The following is a 20,151-nucleotide window of genomic DNA, read 5'->3' on the forward strand; positions in this document are numbered from 1 at the left end:
GGCATGACCGGCATCTGCATCGCCCAGGAACCCGAGGCCGACGCGTTGCTCGAGCGCGAGCCGCTGGCGCTGCTGATCGGCATGCTGCTCGACCAGCAGATCCAGATGGAGGTCGCGTTCCGCGGGCCGCAGAAGCTGCACGAGCGGCTCGGGGGCCTGGACGTGCGGGTGATCGCCGACCACGACCCGGACGCGTTCGCCACGCTGGCCACCACGCCGCCCGCGATCCACCGCTACGGCGGCTCGATGGCCAGGCGGGTGCAGGAGATGTGCCGGGCGATCGTCGAGGACTGGGACGGTGACCCGGCCGCGATCTGGACCCGGCCCGATCCGGACGGCACCGGCCCGGACGGCCGCGAGGTGCTGCGCCGGCTCAAGGCGCTTCCCGGCTACGGCGAGCAGAAGGCGAAGATCTTCGTCGCCATCCTGGGCAAGCAGTACGGCGTCACCCCGGAGGGCTGGCGGGAGGCGGCCGGTGACTACGGCGCGGACGGCTCCCGGCTCTCGGCCGCCGACGTCGTCGACGGGCAGACGCTGGTCGAGGTGCGCGACACCAAGAAGGCCATCAAGGCCGCGGCGCGCGAGAGGAAGGCCGCGGCCACGAAATGATCGTCGCGGCGGGCTAGCATCGGTGGCGTGCACAAGGTCCCGGACGCGCTCAGCGGCGCACGAGTGATCGACCCGGACCAGGTCTGCGACGCCGTCGCGGTGCTCGCCGACGCCGACCGGGTGACCGAGGCGGCGACCGTCCTGGATGTGCTGGGCGAGGTCAACCGGCTCTCCATCCTGCTCGCGCTGCAGCACGCCGGGGATCTCTGCGTCTCCGATCTCGCGGTCGCGGTGCGGATGAGCGACTCGGCGGTGTCGCACGCGCTGCGGCTGCTGCGGGCGCACGGCATGGTCACCGCGCACCGGCAGGGCCGGCTGGTCCGCTACCGGCTCTCCGGCGGACTGCCCCGGCAGCTGCTGGAGGTCGTGTCCGCGGCGGCGGTGTCCGCCGGGCGGCTGCACGCGCACGGCGGCGGCGACGGTGCCGAGGCCACTGAAGGCCCTCTCGCAACCGAGGGCACTGTCGGAACCGAGGGCACTGTCGGAACCGAGGGCGGGGAGTTCGCGTGACGGGGACCGGTCGGGTCGCGATGGTCGAGCAGGTCCGCCCGCCCGTCTCGGACGAGAAGATCGACGACGAGATCGACCGCCTGCTCGATGCCCTGGACACCGTGCACGACGAGGGCTGGTACCCCGAGGTCGAGGTCGTCCGGCCGTGGTCGGCGCACAACCCGCGGATCTCCGGCGAGTTCGCCCGGCCCGGCGCGATCCGCCGCTACCTGCACCGCGAGCTGCGTGAGCTGGCCGCGGCCGGCGCCACGGTCACCGTGCGGGCGTCCCGGCCCGCCATCGGCTTCGACGACCCGGCGTTCTTCGCCGCGCTCGACGAGGACCGCTTCGACCTGCGGGTGAAGAAGCTGTTCCTGTTCGGCCCGGAGCGGATGGCGATCTCGCTGGACCGGCTCTCGCATTACACCGGCACGCCCGCAGAGTCGTTCCAGCGGCACGTGCTGTTCACCAACTACGCGATGCACGTCGAATCGTTCCTGGAGCGGTTCCCGGACGCCGAGCGGCCGGACCGGGACGGCGTCCAGATGCCCGCCTACCACCACCCGCGCGCGGGTGGCGACGGCGTCACGCTGGTCAACATCGGCGTCGGGCCGGCGAACGCCAAGACCGTCACCGACCACCTGGCCGTCCTCCGGCCGGACACGATGATCATGATCGGGCACTGCGGCGGCCTGCGAAACCGGCAGGAGCTGGGCGACTTCGTGCTGGCCACCGCCTACCAGCGGGCCGACCACGTGCTCGACGGGGTGCTCCCGGCCGACGTCCCGGTGATCCCCAGCCTGCGGCTCAACGGCTACCTGATGGATGCGCTGGGCGACGCAGGCGCGACCTGGCGGCCCGGCGTCGTGCACACCACGGACAACCGGAACTGGGAGTTCAACCAGTCCGCAACGCTGGCCAGGATGCGGGCAGCGCGGGCGGTCGCGGTGGACATGGAGTCCGCGACGATCGCGGCCAACGGCTTCCGCTACCGGATCCCGAACGCCACCCTGCTCTGCGTCTCGGACAAGCCGCTGCACCACGAGCCGAAGCTGGCCGGTGGCGCCCGGGCGTTCTACGAGGCCAGCAAGCGCAAGCACCTCGGGATCGCGCTGGAGGCTCTCGAGCGGGTCCGCCGGGAGCACCCGGACGGCCTGCCCGGCTCCGAGGTCCGCTCGGTCGACGAGCCGCTGCTGGGTAACGGCCCGGACGGCGTCTGAACGGGCTCCGGTGGCCCGTGTCGTCGGTCGCCGCCGACGGCGCGCGGGGAACGGTTGCGAGTGACACCATGGGGGACGGAGGTGGTCACGTGAGCGACCAGCGAGATGCGGACTCCGTCCTCATCACGGACGCCCAGATGTCCTACGACGAGGAGCTGGCGGTCCGCAAGCGGCGCTACAAGTGGATGATGGGCATGCGCATCCCGTGCATGATCCTGGCCGCCGTCTTCTACCAGGTCCCCTGGGTCGCGGTGACCCTGCTCGTGATCTCGATCCCGCTGCCGTGGATCGCCGTGCTCGTCGCGAACGACCGGTTGCCCCGCAAGGTCGAGCAGCCCAGCCGGTACCGGCCCGACCGTCCGGAGCTGGAGTCCCGCCCGTACGAGGTGATCGACTCGTCGGAGCCCGCGAGCGGTACGGCGCCGCCGGCCGCCGACCCGGCTGCGGACGCCCCGGACGGCACGCCCGGGGCTACCGGGACCGCGTCCGGGCCGAGGCCCGGCCCGGGCGGCTGAACACGCTTCCCCCGTCGGGCATCATGGAGCCATGACCACGACGACGCTGCCCGAGGTCGACACCAAGCCAGAGGGCACCGAGACCACCGGCGACGACACGCCGGAGATGTTCCACTACGTCCAGAAGTCCAAGATCGCGGAGAGCGCGATCCTGGGCAACATGGTGGTGGCGCTCTGCGGCGAGACCTTCCCGGTGACCAAGTCCCCGCGGCCCGGTTCTCCGGTGTGCCCGGAGTGCAAGGAGATCTTCGAGGGCCTGCCCAAGAGTGGCGACGACGACTCCTGAGTGACGGCCTGCGGGCCGTGCCCGGCTCACTCCCGTGCCAGTACCAGCCGCAGCGCGGGCGCGGTGGGGCATCCGGGCACCGAGGGCAGCCGGGTCTCGACGACCAGGCCCTCCGCGCGGTAGAGCGCGAGCGCGGGCCGGTTGTCCGGGGCGACCTCCAGCCACAGCCGCCCCGCGGCGAGCCAGGGCGGCGCCGCCCATCCCGGGTCGACGGTGACGCCGTCCGGTCCCGCCGCGCCCGGGACCGCGGCCAGGGTGAGCGCCGCCCGCAGCAGGGCGCGGCCGAGCCCGGTGCCGCGGTGCTCGACGGCCACCACCAGGCGGTGCAGCTCCACCCCCGGCTCCGGGCCGCGCGGGCCGGCGAGCACCAGGTAGCCGGCGAGGCCGGCGCCGTCGTCGAGGACCAGGTGGACGCGGTCCGGCGCGGCCGCGGCGGCCGCGTGCCATCCGGGGCCCGAGTCACCGAGCACCCCGCCGGTCCCCGCGTCCAGTCGCTGCAGGGCCGCCTCGTCGGTACCGGCAGCCCGTCCCGCCCCGTCGGTACCGCCGGACCGGGCCGGACGCAGCACCAGAGCCATCGGCCGTCCCTCCGTTCGGCGCCGCCGGTGACCTGCCGCGTCCCTGACCCGGCCCCGGTCAGGAGGCCAGGAAGCGGTCGATCTCCGCGGCGAACGGCTCCGGATCGAGGATCAGGTCCAGATGCCCGCCGGGATAACGGTGCACCCGGGAGCGCTGGATCCCACGCTGCATCATCGTCGCGTTCCCCCGCGGGACGATCGGGTCGTCGTCCCCGGCCATGATCAGGGTGTCCGCGGTGATCGCGGGCAGCAGCGGCAGGCTGGTCCAACCGGACAGCGCGAGCAGCTGGTAGTAGTAGCCGCGCATCGGGCCGCGGGCCGCGCCCGCCCCGAGTGCCTCGGCCGCCCGCTCCGGGTGGTCGCGCAGCGACCCGCCGTAGATCCGGGCCGCCACCGAGTCGACGTAGCCCGGATCCTGGTGCCGTTTCGGCGAGGTCAGGACCGCCATCACCCGCGGCGAGGCCGGGATCATCAGCGCACCCGGCCCGGTCGCGGCCAGCACCAGCTTGCGCACCCGCCGCCGGCGGCTGATCGCGATCTGCTGGGCCAGCATGCCGCCCCAGGAGAAGCCCAGGACGTCGGCCTCGCGGATGTCGAGCCGGGTCAGCACCTGGCCGATCCGGTGCGCCAACCAGGACAGGTGGTACGGCAGCCGGGGCAGCGGCGAGCCGCCGATCCCGGGCGGGTCGAACCGTATGACGTCCAGATCCGGCGGCAGCGCCGCGACCAGCGGATCCAGGACGTCGGTGGCAGCGCCGATGCCGTTGCACAGGAGCAGCGGGGTACGGCGCGCACCGGGCCCGGAGGCGGGGCGGCGCGTCACGCGCAGGGTCCGGCCGCCGACGAACACGTCGTGGACCTCGACGTCGGCGCGGTCCGGCCCGGGCACGTGGGAAGCGGGAGTGGCCATCAGGTCGCAGCGTAGGGGCCCGGCGCGCCGGGCGCCGTTGCCAACCTCACCCCCGGACGTCGGCGGGGACGGCCGCGGCCGGGCCGAGGTTGGTGCCCGGGGCCGGGAACAGCGGCCGCAGCCGGCGTCCGCCCAGCTCCGGCGGGGCGTCGCGCAACGTCCCGGCACGGGTAGCTAGCCATCCGGCCAGGTCGTCCCACCAGGAACCGGCCACCTGCTCCGCCGCGGCCGACCACCCGGCGGGCGTGCCGCCGCCGGCGTCGCACGGTCCGACCCGGAACGACGACCCCGCTCCGGGTGGCGCGATCAGCGCCCCCGCCTGGTCGCCCGGGGCGAGCACCAGCCGGCAGGCGCCGCCGAGCAGCCGGGCCGTACGGTGACCGCCGGACCACGGCCGCACCGGGTCGTCCGCGACGGCGACCAGGTAGCCGTCCCGGCGGAGCTCGGCCGGGCGCACCGGGGTCCCGAGCACGGTGCCGCCGGCGGCCCCGTCCGGCCCCGCCCCGGCCAGCGTGACCAGGTCGGTGTGCAGCGCGGCCGGCAGCGGCAACAGGTCCGCCGCCCAGGCCCGCAACGCCCGCGCCGCCCGGCCGGACCCCGCGGGCGCCTGTCCGGCCGGGTGCTCGGCGACCGCGAACGGCAGCACCCGGTCGGCGCCGCGCCGCCACGCCCGGGGCCGGACCGCCTCGTGTCCGTCGAGCACGCCGTCCCGGGTCGCCCGCTCCGACGCCCGGCGCAACGCGGCGGGGTCCGGCCGGGAGCCGGGCAGCGCGTCCGACCGGTCCAGCACGGTGGCCAGGTAGGCGGCTGCCGCGATCCGGTCGTCGAGCCCGACCGCGGCGAGGTGCGCCTGCACCGCGGCCGTCAGCAGGCCGCCGGAGCGCACCCCGACCAGCGACGCCCGCGGCGCGCGGGTGATCCGGGTGCAGGCGTCCAGGGCATCCAGGACGGCGGCGGCGTGCGCGTCCAGGTCCCGGCCGGCGTCGGCGGGCCCGGCCGGGCGCCAGGACAGCGTGAACACCTGCAGGCCCGCCCGCAGCAGGTGCTCGACCAGCGAGAACCCCGGCGCGAGGTCGGCCAGCCAGTAGCGGTGCACCAGCGGTGGGACGACCAGCACCGGGGTGTCGTGCACCTGCTCGGTCGCCGGGAGGTACTGCAGCAGCTCGAACACCGGGGTGCGCAGGACGACCGCGCCCGGTGCGGCGGCGACGTCGCGGCCGCGGACCGGGCCGGAGACCGTGTCCCGTGCGCCGGTGTCGAACGGGTCGCCGGGACCGGGGGTGCTGCCGCCCCGGTGCGGGCCCTCCCTGCCGGCGGCCGGTACGTGCGCCGGGTGCGGGATCAGGCCGGTCAGGCCCGCCAGCACGGCCCGCAGCCGGGCGGCGTCGGCCGGGGGGAGGTGGGCGGTGTCCGCGCCGGTGTCGTCGAGCACCCCGGTGGCGGCGGTGACCGTCGCCAGGCAGGTCTGCACCGCGCGGCGCCGCAGCGGGTCGGTCACCCAGCTGCCGAGCAGGCCACCGGCCCGATCGTCGTCGGCCCGTCCGCCGGCCGGGCCGAGCGTGGACAGGCCCAGGCCGACCCGGCCCAGCTCGACCACGAGCGCCCCACCCCGGCGCAGCAGCACGGTCGGCCGCGCGGCCAGCGCCGCGGCCAGCCGCAGCCCGGCGGCCGGGAGCGCCGGCGGCCCCGCGGACCGCTCCGGACCGGCCGGGTGCTCGTGCGTGCTCATCATCACCACCATCATCCCCATGCGCGGATGCCGCGACACGTTCACCCGGGCGTCGTCGTCCGGTCGTCCGGGGCGGGCAGCGTGGGCGTCCGCGGCCGGGGCGAGGAGCCCGGCCGCGCCGTCGACCGTGGGAGCCCGATGACCACCGTCCCCGCCCCGTCCGCCCGGTCCGCCGGGGTGTTCCTGCGCGAGTTCGTCCGCCACCCGGTGCACACCGCGTCGTGCACGCCCAGCTCACGGGCGCTGGCCGAGGTGATGTGCGCGCCGGTGCCCGCGGACGGGGACCCGGTCGTCGTCGAGCTGGGGCCGGGGACCGGGGCGTTCACCGACCTCATCGCCGAGCGGCTCGGCGGGCGCGGGCACCACCTGGCCGTCGAGCTGAACCCGCGGCTCGCCGCCCTGCTGCAGCGCCGGCATCCCGGCCTGGACGTGGCCGTCGCCCCGGCCGCCGAGCTGCCGGCCCTGCTCGCCGAGCGCGGCCTGGCCGGGTGCGACGTCGTGGTGTCCGGACTGCCCTGGGCGGCCTGGCCGGAGACCACACCGCTGCTGACCGAGGTGCTCGCCGCGGCGCTGCACCCGGACGGCGCCCTCACCCAGTTCGGGTACGCGTGGACTCGCCGCGCACGCCCGGCCCGACGGCTGCGCCACCGGCTCGACCAGGTGTTCGCCGAGGTCGTGAGCGGGCCTGCGATCCTGCGCAACGTCCCGCCCGCGTTCGTGCACACCGCGCGGCGGCCCCGGCGCGAGGACGTCCCGCGGCGCTGACCCCGGACGGAGCCGCCACGCCACCCGACCGGCGGCCGTGCCGACCCCGCCGCGCCGAGGCCACGCCGACCCGCCACGCCGGGCTGGGTGGGCTGACCTCGGCGGGTGGTCCCGGGCCGTGCCCACCCGGGGGTCGCGGGCCCGCCGCGGGATATCCTGATCGTCGCCCCGCAACCGCGCCGCGGCGCCCGGTGGCCGGTCGGTTCACCAGCCCGCCGGCAGCCCGGGGCAGGCAGGTTCCCGCTCCGGGAACGACCCACGGACCAGGGGAGACGTGTGTCGCAAGCCCAGCTCGTGTCGCCCGAGACCCGTCCGCTGCGCGCCTGGCAGCGCAGCGCCCTCGCCCGCTACCTGGCGTCCGGACCGCGGGACTTCCTCACGGTCGCGACGCCCGGCGCGGGCAAGACGACGTTCGCGCTGCGGGTCGCCGCCGAACTGCTCGCCGACCGGGTGATCGACGCCGTGACGGTCGTCACGCCGACCGAGCACCTGAAGCACCAGTGGGCCGAGGCGGCAGTGGCCGCCGGCATCGCGATCGACCCGGAGTTCCGCAACGCGACGGGCGGCACGTCGCGGGACTACCACGGCATCGCCGTCACCTACGCCGGTGTCGCCGCGCACCCGATGCTGCACCGCAACCGCACCGAGAACCGCCGGATGCTGGTGATCCTGGACGAGATCCACCACGCCGGTGACGCCCGGTCCTGGGGGGATGCGGTCTACGAGGCGTTCGAGCCCGCGACCCGGCGGCTCGCGCTGACCGGTACCCCGTTCCGCTCCGACGACAACCCGATCCCGTTCGTCGAGTACGTCCCGGACGCCGAGGGGGCACCGCGCAGCCGGGCCGACCACCAGTACGGCTACGCCGAGGCACTGGCCGACAACGTCGTCCGGCCGGTGGTGTTCCTGGCGTACTCCGGGACGTCCAACTGGCGGACCAGCGCGGGGGAGGAGATCACCGCGCGGCTCGGCGAACCGCTGACCCGCGAGCAGACCGCGATGGCCTGGCGGACAGCGCTGGACCCGGCCGGGGACTGGATCCCGTCGGTACTCGCCGCGGCCGACCGGCGGCTGCAGAGCCACCGCGACGGCGGTATGCCGGACGCTGGCGGGCTGGTGATCGCCTCCGATCAGGCCACCGCCCGGGCCTATGCCGGGGTGCTGCGCGGCATTACCGGGGTGCAGCCCGCGGTCGTCCTCTCCGATGAAGCCGGGGCCTCCGAACGGATCGCGGAGTTCGGCCGCTCGGAGGAGCGCTGGATGGTCGCGGTGCGCATGGTGTCCGAGGGTGTCGACGTGCCGCGGCTGGCCGTCGGTGTCTACGCGACCTCGGCGTCCACGCCGCTGTTCTTCGCCCAGGCGATCGGCCGGTTCGTGCGGTCCCGGCGGCCGGGGGAGACCGCGTCGGTGTTCGTCCCGAGCGTGCCGGTGCTGCTCGGGCTGGCCAGCGAGCTGGAGTCACAGCGCGACCACGTGCTGGGCAAGCCGCAGCGCCCGGACGAGACCTGGAACGACGCCGAGCTGAACGAGGCCAACCAGCAGCAGGACGAGCCCGGCGAGCAGGACAAGGGCTTCACCTCGCTGGGTGCCGACGCCGAGCTGGACCAGCTGATCTACGAGGGCGCCACCTACTCCGCCGACGAGGAGGACTACCTCGGGCTGCCGGGCCTGCTCGAGCCCGAGCAGGTGCGCACGCTGCTGTCCAAGCGCCAGGCCGACTGGGTCGCCAAGGGGTCGCCCACCCACCCGTCGCCCCGCTCCGGTGCCCAGGCCCGCGCCACCCCGGCGACCGAGCCGACGCCACCGCCGCCCGCCGAGCGGGGCCCCGCCGGTGTCCGGGAGCGGCTGCAGACCCTGCGCAAGGAGCTGAACACGCTCGTCGCGCTGCACAACCACAAGACCCGCAAGCCGCACGGCAAGATTCACAACGATCTGCGTGCCCACTGCGGCGGCCCGCCCGTCGCGATGGCCACCATCGAGCAGCTCGAGGAGCGGATCGCCACCCTGCGCTCCTGGCGCTGACCGCCCGGAAGGCGCGCCTCCCTGCGGCTCGGCAGCGGACGCGCACGGGATCGGAGAACGCGCACCCGATCGGGCGCGCGTTCATCGAATCGGTGCGCGTCCGCCCCCGGGACACGCCCTCCGGCGTCCTCGCCGGGCCGGGGTCCGGCGGCGCGGCTCCTCCGGGAGCGCGGTCGGCCGGGGACGGTGCGCCGTTCCGGGCGGGTCCGCTCAGGTGGGGTGGTCGCGGGTGCCGGCGGAGCCGGCGGTGGCCGGCTCCGGGGCGGGGTCGTCACCGTCCTTGGAGCGCACGGCGACCGCGGCGATCACCAGCGCGATCCCGGCCGTCTCCAGGGCGCCGGGGAGCTGGGCCAGCACGACCAGGCCGACCAGCGTCGCCGTCGCGGGCAGCAGCGCCAGCAGCACCGCGAACCGGGCCTGCCCGACCCGGCGCAGCACCACCTGGTCCAGCACGTAGGGGATCACCGACGACAGCACGCCCAGCCCGATGGACAGGGCCAGCACCCACGGATCGGCGAGCGGTGTGAGGTTGACCACGCCGAAAGCCGCCGGCGAGCCGGCGGCGCCGGTGAGCAGCAGCGGGGACAGCAGCACGGCGGCGAGGGTGAAACCGGTGGCGAGGTCGTCGATGCCGCTCCCGGCCCGGGCCACCCGCTTGCCGAGCACGATGTAGGCCGCCCACATGGCGGCCGCACCGAGCGCCCAGAGCACCCCGCTGGGACTGCCGGACCAGCGGACGTCGGCGATCAGCAGGACCCCGACGGCGGCCAGCAGCACCGCACCCCAGTCTCGGAACCGGCGCGAGGCCAGCGCCGCGACCAGCACCGGGCCGGTGAACTCGATCGCGACCGCGGTGCCAAGCGGCAGCCGGGCGATCGCCTCGTAGTACGCGACGTTCATCAGGGCCGTGGCCAGCCCGAACAGGCCCGCGCGGGCCAGCCGGGCGCCGCTCCAGGCGGCACGGCCCGGTCGGCGCCACGCCAGCAGGATCAGGGCTGCCCCGATCAGCCGCAGCTCGGCCACCGCGGCGGGGGCCAGCCGGTCGAAGAGTCCTACGGCGAGTGCCGCACCGACGTACATCGAGGTGCCGCCGACCAGGAAGAGCAACGGTGCGGGGATCCGCTCGCCGATCGGCCGTGCACTCACCCGGCCACGGTAACCCGCGACACACGGTGGTCACCGTCCCGCGCTTGCACGGGCGCCCGGTCGCCCCGCATGATTCACACGCAGTCAACTTCATACGTAATCGGTCACCGCGGGTATATCGAGGCGACCCCGATGCGACCGGATCCGGAGCCGGACGTGACGGACGTCGCGACGCGCCCCGGGAACACGTGCAGGGGTCCGACACGTCTGCTTAAGTGTGGGCGACCCGCCTGGTGCGGTCGTCACAGTGATACGGCGGAGGGCCGCCCGAGCCCGCCGCCGCGATGGAGGGAGACCGCTATGCAGCCCGAAACGCTGACCCGGCCCGAACTGACCCTCGCCGACCGCTGTGACCGTTGCGGTGCGGCGGCCAAGGTGCGTGCGATTCTTCCCTCCGGTGGGGAACTCCTGTTCTGCAACCACCACGGTCGTGCCCACGCCGAGAAGCTGCGTGAGTCCGGCGTGGAGGTCCAGCAGGGCGAGGAGTGACCGTCCGCGGGCCGAAGACGCCCGACCAGACCTGAACCGGACGGGGCGGGGATCCAGCAGGGTCCCCGCCCCGTTCGCGTGTCGGGTCCCGCCCACGACCGTCCCGCCGGACCGCGTGGAGCGCGCGGGGAACCCCGACCGGGAGCCCGGCGGGACCCGAGCTACCCGAGCAGCGCCCGGGCCCGGGCCCAGCTGTCCGGATCCACCGGCACCCCGCGGGCCAGGTTGTCGGCCCGGACGGTGCGGGCGCGGTCGCCGGGAACGGCGACCGGCCCGTGCCCGGGCGCCGGTTCGAGGGCCCGCAGGGCGTCCAGGTACGCGCGGACGCCGGCGGCCGGGCCGCCGAACGCGGCCGGGTCGACCGCCAGCAGCAGGTCGCCCTTGGTGACCGGGTCGGTGACGTCGAGGGTGCCGCGGACGTCCGTACCGAGCGCGGTGTGTGTGAGCGAGGCGACCAGCAGCTCCAGCACCAGCGCCAGCGCGTAGCCCTTCGGACCGCCGAACGGGGTGATCGCCCCGTCCAGGGCGGCGGCCGCGTCGGTGGTCGGCAGGCCCTCGGCGTCCACCACGGACCCGGACGGGAGCGGCTCGCCGCGGGCGGCGTGGTCGAGCACCTTGCCGCGGGAGACCTGCCCGGTCGCCATGTCGAGCACCACCGGCTCCCCGCCGTCGGTCGGGACGGCCGCGGCGAGCGGGTTGGTGCCGATCATCGCCGGGGCCGCGCCCCACGGGTGCACGAGCGCCTCGGACGTCGTCGTGGCGATCCCGACCAGGCCGCGGGCGGCCAGCCGCTCGACGTAGGGCGCGAGCATCCCGAGGTGCCCGCACCTGCGGATCGCGGCGACCGCGATCCCGGTCTCGGCAGCCGGGCCGGGGAGCGCGTCGCAGGCGGCCAGAGCGGTGGGCGGGCCGAGGCCGTCGTGGCCGTCCACCCGCAGCACGCCCGGCCGGGCCCGCTCGGTCGTCGGCGCCGCCACCGGGTCGATCAGCCCGGCCCGCACCCGTCCGGCCAGCACCTCGAGGCGCCGGATGCCGTGCGAGGCGTGCCCGCGCAGGTCGCCCTCGCAGAGCCACTCGCCCTGCACCCGGGCCGTGGCGTCCGGCACGCCGAGTCCGGTGAGGACCCCGACGGTCAGGGCCACATGGTCGTCGACGGGTACGCGGTGGTCGCTGCTCACGATCGGTCAGCGTAGGGTCGGGCCCAGAACCGCGGGAGCCCGCGTACCGGGGCTGAGAGGGCGGCAGGACCGGCCGTCGACCGTTCGAACCTGATCCGGTTGACACCGGCGTAGGGAGGCCGCTCCTTGCTGTTCTCACGTGCCCGTCCCCCCATCGTCGTGCCGGCAGCGCTGCTGCTCGCGCTCGCGCTCGTCCTGACCGGCTGCGCCGACACGGGCGACGACCGGGGGAACGGCGGCGAGCCGATCCGGGTGGCCCTGGACTGGACGCCGAACACCAACCATCTGGGCCTGTTCGTCGCCCAGCAGGCCGGGTACTTCCGCGACGCCGGGCTGGACGTCGAGTTCCTGCCCTACAACCAGACGTCGCCGGACGTCCTGGTCGGTTCCGGTGCCGCCGAGTTCGGCGTCAGCTTCCAGGACTCGTTCACCTACTCCAAGGCGGCCGGTGCGGACATCACCTCGGTGATGGCGATCCTGCAGCACTGGGCCACCGAGATCGCCGTGCGCGCCGACCGGCCGGACATCACGCGCCCGCGCGACCTCGACGGCACGGTCTTCGCCGGGTTCGGCGGGCCGGGCGAGACCGCGACCATGCAGGCGGTGATCAGGGCTGACGGCGGCCGCGGCGAGTTCCGCACCGAGGTCCTCGCCACCGCCGCCTACGAGGCGCTCTACGCCGGACAGGCCGACTTCACCCTGCCGTTCGTGCACGTCGAGGGGCTCGAGGCGCAGCTGCGCGGTGAGCCGTTGCGCACGTTCCGCTACACCGACTACGGCTTCCCGGACGCCTACAACGTCCTGCTCGCCGGCAACTCGACCTGGCTGGGGCAGAACCCGGACCGGGCCCGGGCGTTCGTCCAGGCGGTGCAGCGCGGCTACGCCCTCGCCGCCGAGAACCCCGCCGGGGCCGCGCGGATGTTGAAGGAGGCCAACCCGGGCGCGTTCACGAACGACGAGCTCATCGACCGCGGCGCCGCGATGCTGGCGCGGGGATACCTGCGCGACGGGCAGGGCCGGGTCGGGTTCCAGACGCCGGAGAAGTGGTCGGCGTTCTCCGGGTTCCTCTACGACACCGGCACCGTCGCCGGGCCGGACGGCGCGCCGGTGCGGCAGAAGCCGGACTTCGCGACCTGGTTCACCAACGAGTACCTGGCGCCGTGAGGGCGGGCGGGTTGGCGCGCCGGCTCGCACCCGCGGTGCTCGTCGTCGCCGTCGGGCTTCTCGCCTGGCAGGTCGCGGTCACCGCGCTCGGCCTGCGGCCGCAGGTACTGCCCTCGCCGCTCCGCGTGCTGGCGCAGGGCTGGGCGTTCCGCTCCGCGCTGTGGGAGAACACGCTGCCGACGGTCCAGGTCACCGCGATCGGCTTCGCGGTGTCACTGGCGGTGGCCTGGTCGATCGCGGTCGCGGTGGACTTCTCGCCGTGGCTGCGCCGGGCCCTGACCCCGCTGCTGGTGGCGTCCCAGACACTGCCGGTGGTGGCGATCGCCCCGCTGCTGATCATCTGGTTCGGCTTCGGGCTGCTGCCGAAGGTGCTGGTGATCGCGCTGGTGACGTTCTTCCCGGTCGCCGTCGGGCTGATCGAGGGGTTCGCCGCGACCGACCGGTCGGCGACCGCGCTGCTGCGCAGCATGGGCGCCTCGCGCTGGCAGCGGTTCCGCTACGTCCGGCTGCCGGGCGCGCTGCCGTCGTTCTTCACCTCGCTGCGGATCGCGATCACCTACGCGGTGACCGGCGCGATCTTCGCCGAGTACGTCGGTGCCCGTGCCGGGCTGGGGATCTTCATGCAGCTGCAGCGCAACCAGTTCCGCACCGATCTGGTGCTCGCCGCCGTCGGGGTGGCCGCGGCGCTCTCGGTGGCCCTGTTCGGGCTCACCTACCTGGTGCAACGCCTGGTCACCCCCTGGTACCGGGGTGATCATCGATGAAGGTCGCGGTGCACGACCTCGCGGTGCGCTACGGCGCCCTGGAGGTGCTGTCCGAGGTGTCGCTGTCGGTGGCGCCCGGCGAGTTCGTCTCGATCGTCGGGCCGTCCGGGTGCGGGAAGTCGACGCTGTTCGAGACGCTCGTCGGGATCGGAGACGGCGCCACGGTCACCGGGACCGTCGAGGTGGACGGCGGCCCGGCCCGGGGCGCGCCGTTCGGCTACATGCCCCAACAGGACCTGCTCTTCCCCTGGCGGACGGTGCTGGACAACACCACGCTGGGGATGGAGGTCGCCGGGGTGTCCCGGCGCGAGGCCCGTGAGCGGGCGCGGGCGCTGTTCGAGCCGTTCGGGCTGGCCGGATTCGAACGATCCCGGCCGGCCGAACTCTCCGGTGGGATGCGGCAGCGGGCGGCGCTGCTGCGCACCGTCGTCGGCGGGCAGTCGGTGCTGCTGCTCGACGAGCCGTTCGGCGCCCTGGACGCGCTGACCCGGGTCGGGATGCAGGAGTGGCTGGAGTCGATGCGTGAGCACTACGGCTGGACCACCCTGCTGATCACCCACGACGTCCGGGAGGCGGCCTTCCTGTCCGACCGGGTCGTCGTGCTCTCGCCGCGGCCCGCGACGGTACGGACCGAGATCGCCGTAGACCTGCCCCGGCCGCGGACCCGGGAGATCCTCACGGACCCGGGACTCGCCCGTGTCGAGGCGGATCTGCTGGAGACCCTGCGGAGCTGATGCCCGGGCAGGCCGGGTGGCAGCACGACAACAAATGACCGCGGCCGTGACCGGATCGTGACTCGGTCGGGTGGACTTTCTCGATCCAGTGTGCTGTGCCTCGCATCGCTCGACCTAATACGTTGGCGCTCGCAACATTATAGGTCTGAAGCCACAGTGTCGTGGAGGGATGTCCATGAGGATGCGCGAGGCGCGGCCCCGGCTGCGGCGGACGATGGTGGCGGCGGGGCTGGGCCTCGTGCTCGCGCTGTCGGCGTGCGGCCAGAACAGCGCCGGCGGCGGCGAGGAGGCCGCAGGGTCCGGCGAGTCCGGGGAGGGTGGGATCAAGGTCGGGGTGATCCTCCCGGAGACCGACACCTCGGCCCGCTGGGAGGGCTTCGACAAGCCAATGCTCGACAGGGCGATGCGTGCCGAGGGCCTCGATCCCGACATCCAGAACGCCCAGGGCGACGAGCAGAAGTTCTCGACCCTGGCCGACGGGATGATCTCGAGTGGGGTACAGGTCCTGGTCATCGCCTCGATCAGCGGCGACGGCGGCAATGCCGTCGCGCAGAAGGCCAAGGCGCAGGGCATCCCGGTGATCGACTACGACCGGCTGAACCTGGGCGGCACCAGCGACTACTACGTCTCGTTCGACAACGAGAAGGTCGGGGAGCTGCAGGGCCAGGGCCTCGTGCAGGGCATCGGGGACAAGCCGGGCGCGCAGATCATCCAGATCGAGGGCGCGCCCACTGACAACAACGCGACCCTCTACACGAACGGCCAGCTGAAGGTGCTGCAGCCGAAGTACGACTCCGGCGCGTACCGGCTCGTGCAGAACCAGGCCATCGACAAGTGGGACAACCAGGTCGCGGGCACCACGTTCGAGCAGATCCTGACCGGCAACGGCGGCAAGGTCGACGGCGTCGCCGTCGCGAACGACGGCATGGCCGGTTCGATCATCACGGTGCTCAGCAAGTACGGCCTCAACGGCAGGGTCCCGGTCACGGGGCAGGACGCCACCGCCGACGGGCTCGCCGCGATCCTGCGCGGCGACCAGTACATGACGGTGTTCAAACCGATCCAGGAGGAGGCCGACGCCGCCGCGAAGTTGGCCGGCGCGCTGGCCAGGGGCGACACCGCGGCCGCCGACGCCGTCGCGACGCAGACGGTGAACGACCCGGAGGGCGACCGGGACGTCAAGTCCGTGCTGCTCACCCCGCAGCTGATCACCAAGGGCAACGTCAAGACGGTCACCGACGCCGGCTACATCGAGCCCGCCGAGATCTGCGACGGCCCGAACGCCGCGGTCTGCGGCGAGCTCGGCATCCAGTAGCAGCCACCTCCGGCCGTGGCGGGACGACCTCCCGCCACGGCCGGGCCCTACCGGAGGGACGGCCATGGCCGAACCGATCCTGACCCTGCGCCGGGTGTCCAAGAACTTCGGCGCGGTGCGGGTCCTGCACGACGTCGACCTCACCGTCCGCGCCGGCGAGGTCACCGCACTCGTCGGTGACAACGGCGCAGGCAAGTCCACCCTGGTCAAGTGCGTCGCGGGCATCCACCCGATCGACGGCGGTGAGATCGTCTTCGACGGTGCGCCGGTGACGCTCGGCGCGCCCGCGGACGCCGCCCGGCTCGGCATCGAGGTCGTCTACCAGGACCTCGCGCTGGCCGACAATCTCGACATCGTCCAGAACATGTTCCTGGGCCGCGAGCGCGGCCGGCCCTGGATGCTCGACGAGGGCTCGATGGAGCAGGCGGCGCGCGACACGCTCGCGTCGCTCTCGGTCCGGACCGTCACCTCGGTGCGGACCCCGGTGGCCTCACTGTCCGGCGGGCAGCGGCAGACCGTCGCCATCGCCAAGTCGGTGCTCTGGGACTCCCGGGTCGTCCTGCTCGACGAGCCGACCGCGGCGCTCGGCGTCGCGCAGACCCGCCAGGTGCTCGACCTCGTCCGGCGGCTGGCCGAGCAGGGCCTCGCCGTCCTGCTGATCAGCCACAACATGGCCGACGTCTTCGAGGTCTCGGACCGGATCGCCTGCCTCTATCTCGGCCGCATGGTCGCCGAGGTGCCGACCCGCGACGTCACGCACTCGCAGGTCGTCCAGCTGATCACCGCCGGTCGCTCCGGCGAGCTGGGACTGGCCCGGCCCGAGTCGGAGACCGTCTGATGGCGGGCCGCCCCGGCTCCGGACCCGAGCCCGACCCCGTGGAGCCCACCGACGGACCGATCGTGACCGACCGCCGGACCGACCGGGCGGGAGAGCAGGCGGCGCCGGCGAGCGCCGCGCAGCGGACGAACCCCGGCAACCGGGCCGCCGACTTCGGCATCGACACCACCGCGCACACCACCTCCGAGGCGGTCGGGGCCTACCTGAAGGGACTGCGTGCCGGCGAGCTCGGCACGCTGCCGGCGCTGCTCGGCCTGGCCGCGCTGTTCGTGCTGTTCACCGTCCTGGACTCCGGCGGCACCTTCCCGAGCCTGCTCAACCTGGCCAACCTCCTGCAGCAGGGCGCAGGCCCCACGATCATCGCGATGGGCCTGGTGTTCGTGCTGCTCACCGGGGAGATCGACCTCGCGGCGGGCACCGCGTCCGGGCTCGCGGCGGCGCTGATGGCGCTGCACCTGGTGAACGACGGCAACGTTCTCGGCGCCACCGGGACGGTCGTGTTCGTGCTGCTCGTGATCGTGATGCTGGTCGCGGCCGCGCTCGCCGCGCTGGTCCGGGTGTGGGCCGGGACGGTGATCAGCCTGCTCACCGCGGTGCTGCTGGTGGTGGGCGTCCCGGCGACCGCGTGGACGGTGATGGGGCTCGCGATCGGCGCCGGTGTCGTCATCGGCTGCCTCACCGGCTTCCTCGTCGCCCGGGTCGGGATGCCGTCGTTCGTGGTCACCCTGGCCCTGTTCATCACCTGGCAGGGCGTGATCCTGCAGCTGATCGGCGACGGCGGCACCCTCGCCCTGCGCGATCCCCTGATCAACGCGGTGGCCAACGGGAACCTGTCGGTCACCGCGTCCTGGGTACTGTTCGTGGTGGCCGCGGGCGGCTACGCGGCGGTCCAGCTGGTCCGCCAGCGCTCCCGGCTCCGCGCCGGGCTGGTCGCCCGGCCGACCGGGCTGGTACTGATCAAGATTGGGGCGGTGGTGGTGCTGGGCGGGCTCGCCACGTTCGCGCTCGTCCAGAACCGCTCGCCGGGCGTCGTCGCGATCGCCGGCGTGCCCTACGTCGTCCCGATCGTGCTGGTCCTGCTGGTGCTGGGCACCTGGGTGCTCGACCGGACCCGCTTCGGCAGGCACGTCTACGCCGTCGGCGGCAACCGGGAGGCGGCCCGCCGGGCCGGCATCGACGTCGTCCGGATCCGGGCCTCGGTGTTCGTGATCTCGACGGCGTTCGCGGCGATCGGCGCGATCGTCTACTCGTCGAAGATCGGCTCGGTGAACCCGGCCGCCGGCGGTGGCAACACCCTGCTGTTCGCGGTCGGCGCCGCGGTGATCGGCGGGACGTCGCTGTTCGGCGGGCGGGGACGGATCAGCTACGCCGTCATCGGCGGCACCGTGCTGGCCACCGTGCAGAACGGTCTCGGCCTGCTCAAGCAGCCGGCCGCCGTCGTGTTCGTGGTGACCGGCCTGGTGCTGCTGCTGGCCGCGGCGGTCGACGTGCTGTCCCGGCGACGATCGGTGGCCACCGGGCGGTGACCACGACCAACCCCGGTGCCCACTCGGGCACCCGTCCCGACGACGCGCGCCGGCACAACCGGTCGGCCCTGCTGCGCAGGCTGCACGTCGACGGCCCGTGCACCCGCGCCACCCTGGCCGGCGAGCTCGGCCTCAACCGCAGCACGATCAAGTCGGTGGTGGACGGGCTCGCCGAGGCCGGGGTGGTGTCCGAGGCCGTCCCGGCCCGGCGCTCCGGCGCCGGGCGGCCGTCGTTGCTGGTGCTGCCCGACCCGCAGGCGGCCGTGGTGCTCGCCGTCGACATCCGGGTGGACCAGGTCGCGCTGGCGATGGTCGGGATCGGCGGGCAGATCCTCGGCCGGCACAGCTGGAACCTGCACCGCACGACCCGGTTGCCCGGCGAGGTGATCACCCACATGGCCGAGTCGGCCGACCTGTTGCGCGACGAGCTCGGGGTGACCGAGCACGGCGTCGGGGTGTCGGTGCCCGGCGTCGTGCGGCGTGCGGACGGATTCGTGCACGAGGCACCCAACCTGGGGTGGCGCGACGTCGGGCTCGGCACCCGGCTCGCCGGCGTCCTCGGCCGTCCGGTGCAGGTCGCGAACGACGCCGAGCTGGGGGCGCTGGCCGAACACGTGCGCGGGGCCGGCCGGGACGCCGCCGACATGGTCTACGTGTCCGCGGACGTCGGTGTCGGCGGCGGGGTGATCTCCGGCGGGCGTCCGCTGCGCGGCACCGGCGGCTACGTCGGCGAGCTCGGTCACCTGCTGGTCCGCCCGGACGGGCGGGAGTGCTTCTGCGGTGCGCAGGGTTGCTGGGAGACCGAGGTCGGCGAGCCGGCGCTGTGCCGGGCGCTCGACCTGCCCGAGGACACCCCGCGCGGGGTGCTGGTCGCCGAGCTGCGCGCGCTGGCCGCGGTGCCCGGTCGCGCCGAGGAGCTGCTCGGCGACTACGCCGGGTGGATGGCGGCCGGGCTGGTGACCGTGGTGAACATGCTGGCGCCCGAGCTCGTCGTGCTCGGTGACCTGTTCGGTGCCCTGCCCCCGACGGTGGTCGACCGGGTCCGTGCCCAGGTCGAGCGGCGCAGCCTGGTCAGCCGCGCCGTCGGCGGCACCCGGGTCGCGGTGTCCCCGCTCGGCCGCGACGGCGCCCTGGTCGGCGCGGCCGAGCTGGCGTTCGAACCGGTGCTCGGGGCCGTCTGAGCGGGTCGCTCAGTCCAGCCGGGACGCCAGCTCGGGCAGGGTCCTGACGGTGAAGGTCGGCGCCGTGAGGTGGCCGGGCCACGGCTCGTCGTGCCGGTCGAGCCAGGCCGTCGCCATCCCGACCCGCTGCGCGCCGTGCAGGTCCCACGGGTGCACCGCGACCAGCACCGCCTCGGACGGCTCGATCCCGCAGACGTGCAGCGCGTGCTCGTAGGCGGCGGGAGCGGGCTTCCAGATCCCGGCGTCCTCGACCGAGAGGACGGCGTCGAACTCGTCGCGCAGCCCGTGCTCGCCGAGCAGCCGTTCGGCGACGCCGGCGGCGCCGTTGGACAGCGTTACCAGCCGCAGCCCGGCCGCGCGCAGCGCCGCGACGCCGGCGTGCACGTCCGGGTGCACCGGCAGCGCGAGGAAACCGTCCAGGACCTGCCGCGCGCCGTCGTCCGGATCGGCGCCGGAGCCGTGCCGGCGCAGCAGCTGCGCCGCGGTCTCCCGGCCGATCTCGGCGAAGGTCCGCAGCTCGCCGCCGGCGGCCAGCGCGATGCCCTCGCGCAGCGTGCTCGCGAACCAGTACGGGGCCACCCACTCGGGGGCGCCGAGGCCGGTGAACCGCTCGGACAGCGGGGTCAGGTCGGACAGCGTCTCGTTGACGTCGAACACCACGGTCGTGATCGCCATCCGCCTACCCTGGCGGGT

General features: G+C 74.5%; 21 protein-coding genes and 1 riboswitch. Of the genes, 15 read left to right on the forward strand and 6 right to left on the reverse strand.

Annotation, left to right across the window (positions count from 1 at the left end; genetic code table 11):
- Positions 1–3 precede the first annotated feature (3 nt).
- The 5 genes from ACLFMI_RS12860 to ACLFMI_RS12880 all read left to right on the forward strand — a co-directional run bounded on the left by ACLFMI_RS12860 (position 4) and on the right by ACLFMI_RS12880 (position 3,119).
- Entirely contained in the window at positions 4–609 is a 606-nt protein-coding gene (locus tag ACLFMI_RS12860) for an HhH-GPD-type base excision DNA repair protein (RefSeq protein ID WP_410948051.1), read from the forward strand.
- Between the two features lie 27 nt (positions 610–636).
- Positions 637–1,119: an ArsR/SmtB family transcription factor gene (locus tag ACLFMI_RS12865; RefSeq protein ID WP_410948052.1), complete on the forward strand. Its 483-nt coding sequence runs from the start codon at positions 637–639 to the stop codon at positions 1,117–1,119.
- On the forward strand, positions 1,116–2,318 hold the full coding sequence (locus tag ACLFMI_RS12870) for an AMP nucleosidase (protein ID WP_410948053.1): 1,203 nt from the start codon (positions 1,116–1,118) through the stop codon (positions 2,316–2,318). Before ACLFMI_RS12865 ends, ACLFMI_RS12870 begins: the two co-directional genes overlap by 4 nt.
- An 89-nt stretch (positions 2,319–2,407) precedes the next feature.
- Entirely contained in the window at positions 2,408–2,833 is a 426-nt protein-coding gene (locus ACLFMI_RS12875; RefSeq protein WP_410948054.1) for a DUF3099 domain-containing protein, read from the forward strand.
- A 31-nt stretch (positions 2,834–2,864) separates the two neighbouring features.
- Positions 2,865–3,119 carry a DUF3039 domain-containing protein gene (locus ACLFMI_RS12880; protein ID WP_410948055.1) on the forward strand — a complete coding sequence of 85 codons (255 nt, stop codon included), beginning with the start codon at positions 2,865–2,867 and terminating at the stop codon, positions 3,117–3,119.
- Between the two features lie 26 nt (positions 3,120–3,145).
- On the opposite strand, the gene ACLFMI_RS12885 is transcribed toward ACLFMI_RS12880, so the two are convergent.
- Genes ACLFMI_RS12885 through ACLFMI_RS12895 form a run of 3 tightly spaced genes read right to left on the reverse strand, consistent with a single transcriptional unit; the run spans position 3,146 to position 6,336 of the window.
- On the reverse strand, positions 3,146–3,697 hold the full coding sequence (locus ACLFMI_RS12885; protein ID WP_410948056.1) for a GNAT family N-acetyltransferase: 552 nt from the start codon (positions 3,695–3,697) through the stop codon (positions 3,146–3,148).
- A 58-nt stretch (positions 3,698–3,755) separates the two neighbouring features.
- Positions 3,756–4,607: an alpha/beta fold hydrolase gene (locus ACLFMI_RS12890; protein ID WP_410948057.1), complete on the reverse strand. Its 852-nt coding sequence runs from the start codon at positions 4,605–4,607 to the stop codon at positions 3,756–3,758.
- Positions 4,608–4,653: 46 nt separating this feature from the next.
- Complete coding sequence (locus ACLFMI_RS12895; protein ID WP_410948058.1) at positions 4,654–6,336, reverse strand: hypothetical protein; 1,683 nt, start codon at positions 6,334–6,336, stop codon at positions 4,654–4,656.
- A 27-nt stretch (positions 6,337–6,363) separates the two neighbouring features.
- Between ACLFMI_RS12895 and ACLFMI_RS12900 the strand changes: the two genes are divergently transcribed.
- Together ACLFMI_RS12900 and ACLFMI_RS12905 are read left to right on the forward strand one after the other, a co-directional pair.
- The gene (locus ACLFMI_RS12900) at positions 6,364–7,101 is read left to right on the forward strand and encodes a class I SAM-dependent methyltransferase (protein WP_410948059.1); all 738 of its coding nucleotides are present in this window, start codon (positions 6,364–6,366) and stop codon (positions 7,099–7,101) included.
- Between the two features lie 276 nt (positions 7,102–7,377).
- Entirely contained in the window at positions 7,378–9,123 is a 1,746-nt protein-coding gene (locus ACLFMI_RS12905; protein ID WP_410948060.1) for a DEAD/DEAH box helicase, read from the forward strand.
- A 210-nt stretch (positions 9,124–9,333) separates the two neighbouring features.
- Here the strand turns inward: ACLFMI_RS12905 and ACLFMI_RS12910 are convergent, their stop codons facing one another.
- Entirely contained in the window at positions 9,334–10,203 is an 870-nt protein-coding gene (locus ACLFMI_RS12910; protein WP_410948149.1) for an EamA family transporter, read from the reverse strand.
- 366 nt (positions 10,204–10,569) lie between these two features.
- Between ACLFMI_RS12910 and ACLFMI_RS12915 the strand changes: the two genes are divergently transcribed.
- Positions 10,570–10,758 (forward strand): DUF7455 domain-containing protein, encoded by a 189-nt coding sequence (locus ACLFMI_RS12915; protein ID WP_410948061.1) that lies wholly within the window; start codon positions 10,570–10,572, stop codon positions 10,756–10,758.
- A gap of 161 nt (positions 10,759–10,919) precedes the next feature.
- Here the strand turns inward: ACLFMI_RS12915 and ACLFMI_RS12920 are convergent, their stop codons facing one another.
- Complete coding sequence (locus ACLFMI_RS12920; protein WP_410948062.1) at positions 10,920–11,936, reverse strand: Ldh family oxidoreductase; 1,017 nt, start codon at positions 11,934–11,936, stop codon at positions 10,920–10,922.
- A gap of 21 nt (positions 11,937–11,957) precedes the next feature.
- A riboswitch (TPP riboswitch) is annotated at positions 11,958–12,070 on the forward strand.
- Positions 12,071–12,095: 25 nt separating this feature from the next.
- Here ACLFMI_RS12920 and ACLFMI_RS12925 point away from each other — a divergent pair.
- The 7 genes from ACLFMI_RS12925 to ACLFMI_RS12955 all read left to right on the forward strand — a co-directional run bounded on the left by ACLFMI_RS12925 (position 12,096) and on the right by ACLFMI_RS12955 (position 19,458).
- On the forward strand, positions 12,096–13,100 hold the full coding sequence (locus tag ACLFMI_RS12925; protein ID WP_410948063.1) for an ABC transporter substrate-binding protein: 1,005 nt from the start codon (positions 12,096–12,098) through the stop codon (positions 13,098–13,100).
- Entirely contained in the window at positions 13,097–13,864 is a 768-nt protein-coding gene (locus tag ACLFMI_RS12930; protein WP_410948064.1) for an ABC transporter permease, read from the forward strand. The genes ACLFMI_RS12925 and ACLFMI_RS12930 overlap by 4 nt, the downstream gene beginning before the upstream one ends.
- Positions 13,861–14,598: an ABC transporter ATP-binding protein gene (locus ACLFMI_RS12935; protein WP_410948065.1), complete on the forward strand. Its 738-nt coding sequence runs from the start codon at positions 13,861–13,863 to the stop codon at positions 14,596–14,598. The genes ACLFMI_RS12930 and ACLFMI_RS12935 overlap by 4 nt, the downstream gene beginning before the upstream one ends.
- Positions 14,599–14,779: 181 nt before the next feature.
- The gene (locus tag ACLFMI_RS12940) at positions 14,780–15,913 is read left to right on the forward strand and encodes a sugar ABC transporter substrate-binding protein (protein WP_410948150.1); all 1,134 of its coding nucleotides are present in this window, start codon (positions 14,780–14,782) and stop codon (positions 15,911–15,913) included.
- A gap of 64 nt (positions 15,914–15,977) precedes the next feature.
- Entirely contained in the window at positions 15,978–16,751 is a 774-nt protein-coding gene (locus ACLFMI_RS12945; RefSeq protein WP_410948066.1) for an ATP-binding cassette domain-containing protein, read from the forward strand.
- A complete protein-coding gene (locus tag ACLFMI_RS12950; protein WP_410948067.1) occupies positions 16,751–18,277 on the forward strand; it encodes a sugar ABC transporter permease in 1,527 nt (508 codons plus the stop codon). The genes ACLFMI_RS12945 and ACLFMI_RS12950 overlap by 1 nt, the downstream gene beginning before the upstream one ends.
- Entirely contained in the window at positions 18,274–19,458 is a 1,185-nt protein-coding gene (locus ACLFMI_RS12955; protein ID WP_410948068.1) for an ROK family protein, read from the forward strand. The genes ACLFMI_RS12950 and ACLFMI_RS12955 overlap by 4 nt, the downstream gene beginning before the upstream one ends.
- Positions 19,459–19,467: 9 nt before the next feature.
- Here the strand turns inward: ACLFMI_RS12955 and ACLFMI_RS12960 are convergent, their stop codons facing one another.
- Positions 19,468–20,133 (reverse strand): haloacid dehalogenase type II, encoded by a 666-nt coding sequence (locus ACLFMI_RS12960; RefSeq protein WP_410948069.1) that lies wholly within the window; start codon positions 20,131–20,133, stop codon positions 19,468–19,470.
- Between the last annotated feature and the right edge of the window lie 18 nt (positions 20,134–20,151).

Source organism: Pseudonocardia nantongensis, from assembly GCF_046546495.1.
GTDB classification, from domain to species: domain Bacteria; phylum Actinomycetota; class Actinomycetes; order Mycobacteriales; family Pseudonocardiaceae; genus Pseudonocardia; species Pseudonocardia nantongensis.

Coding starts and splice junctions, on each gene's coding strand:
- ACLFMI_RS12860 (WP_410948051.1), top strand. CDS start 4: ATGACCGGCATCTGCATCGCCCAGGAACCCGAGGCCGACGCGTTGCTC.
- ACLFMI_RS12880 (WP_410948055.1), top strand. CDS start 2,865: ATGACCACGACGACGCTGCCCGAGGTCGACACCAAGCCAGAGGGCACC.
- ACLFMI_RS12885 (WP_410948056.1), bottom strand. CDS start 3,697: ATGGCTCTGGTGCTGCGTCCGGCCCGGTCCGGCGGTACCGACGGGGCG.
- ACLFMI_RS12890 (WP_410948057.1), bottom strand. CDS start 4,607: ATGGCCACTCCCGCTTCCCACGTGCCCGGGCCGGACCGCGCCGACGTC.
- ACLFMI_RS12895 (WP_410948058.1), bottom strand. CDS start 6,336: ATGAGCACGCACGAGCACCCGGCCGGTCCGGAGCGGTCCGCGGGGCCG.
- ACLFMI_RS12900 (WP_410948059.1), top strand. CDS start 6,364: ATGCCGCGACACGTTCACCCGGGCGTCGTCGTCCGGTCGTCCGGGGCG.
- ACLFMI_RS12910 (WP_410948149.1), bottom strand. CDS start 10,203: ATGTACGTCGGTGCGGCACTCGCCGTAGGACTCTTCGACCGGCTGGCC.
- ACLFMI_RS12915 (WP_410948061.1), top strand. CDS start 10,570: ATGCAGCCCGAAACGCTGACCCGGCCCGAACTGACCCTCGCCGACCGC.
- ACLFMI_RS12935 (WP_410948065.1), top strand. CDS start 13,861: ATGAAGGTCGCGGTGCACGACCTCGCGGTGCGCTACGGCGCCCTGGAG.
- ACLFMI_RS12940 (WP_410948150.1), top strand. CDS start 14,780: ATGCGCGAGGCGCGGCCCCGGCTGCGGCGGACGATGGTGGCGGCGGGG.
- ACLFMI_RS12945 (WP_410948066.1), top strand. CDS start 15,978: ATGGCCGAACCGATCCTGACCCTGCGCCGGGTGTCCAAGAACTTCGGC.
- ACLFMI_RS12950 (WP_410948067.1), top strand. CDS start 16,751: ATGGCGGGCCGCCCCGGCTCCGGACCCGAGCCCGACCCCGTGGAGCCC.
- ACLFMI_RS12960 (WP_410948069.1), bottom strand. CDS start 20,133: ATGGCGATCACGACCGTGGTGTTCGACGTCAACGAGACGCTGTCCGAC.